The following is a 1,054-nucleotide window of genomic DNA, read 5'->3' as shown; positions in this document are numbered from 1 at the left end:
CCGAGACCCCCGCACCTCGCCGAGACCCCCTCCTGCTGACGCCAGCAGGAGGGGGTCTCGGCGGCGGAGGGGGGTTTCGGCGCTATGCCTCGCTATGCCTCGCTATGCCTCGCTATGCCTCGGCGAGGAACGCGACCGCCGCTTCCTTGAAGTCGCGCGAGCCGGGCGCGTTGAAGTGGTTCCGGTTCGGGATCTCGAAGAACCGCCCGTCGGGGGCCGCGGCAGCCAGAGCCCGGGACCCTTCGATGATCGCGTCCTTGGAGCCGGTGGCGAAGAGGATCGGCCGGGTCGGAGCATCCGAAGGATCGGGGTCGATCATGCCCGAGGCCCGCATGCCCTCCGCGAGCGCGACCAGCGCCTGCAGGTCGTTGCCGGGAACCCTCTCGGTGAGCGTGATGTAGTTCTGCGTGGTCCGATCCGCGACGGGAGTGCCGTCCGCGATGTAGGCCCGCACCTGGTCGAGGTCGAGCCGGGCGAGGGGGATGCCGTCGGGCACGCCACCCAGCACGGCCCGTCCGATGCGGTGCGGAAGCTCACGGACGACCTCCCATCCCACGCGGGCTCCGAGCGAGTATCCGACGTAGAAGGCGTCGTCGACCAGGTACGTGTCCATCACGGTCTCGACGTCCGTCACGAGGGTGCGGATGCGGTACCCTTCGGGGTCATGCGGCTTCTCGCTGAGGCCGTGCCCGCGTTGGTCGAGTGCCAGTACGCGGTATCCGGCGCCCGTGAGCGCGCGCACCCACCCGGTGAGCACCCAGTTGTCGCGCGCGCTCGAGGCGAAGCCGTGCACGATCACCACGACGGGGGCATCGAGCTCGCCCCAGGTGTAGGTGGCCAGCCGTGTGCCGTCGAGGGCGTACACGTGCTGGGGGTCGGGCATGGAGGTCAGGTCGGAGAGCGGGACGGTCACGCCATCCATTCTGTCCCTCCCCTGTCCCTCCCCTCCGGCCGACGCCCCCTTTCACCGTCGAGGCCCCCTCCCATACGCGTGTACAGGAGGGGGCCTCGACGAGCCGCGGGGGCCTCGACCCAAAGGGGAGGGAGGAGGGGG

The 1,054-nt window shown here is 70.5% G+C and carries 1 protein-coding gene; it reads right to left on the bottom strand.

Annotation, left to right across the window (positions count from 1 at the left end):
• Positions 1-112: 112 nt before the first annotated feature.
• Complete coding sequence (locus L978_RS17905; RefSeq protein ID WP_197055690.1) at positions 113-913, bottom strand: alpha/beta fold hydrolase; 801 nt, start codon at positions 911-913, stop codon at positions 113-115.
• Positions 914-1,054 lie beyond the last annotated feature (141 nt).

The sequence above is a fragment of the Microbacterium sp. ZOR0019 genome, assembly GCF_000800925.1.
In the GTDB taxonomy this organism is placed as follows: Bacteria; Actinomycetota; Actinomycetes; order Actinomycetales; family Microbacteriaceae; genus Microbacterium; species Microbacterium aurugineum.
The sequence above is the reverse complement of the archived record's forward strand: the minus strand, read 5'-3'. Positions and strand labels throughout refer to the sequence as shown.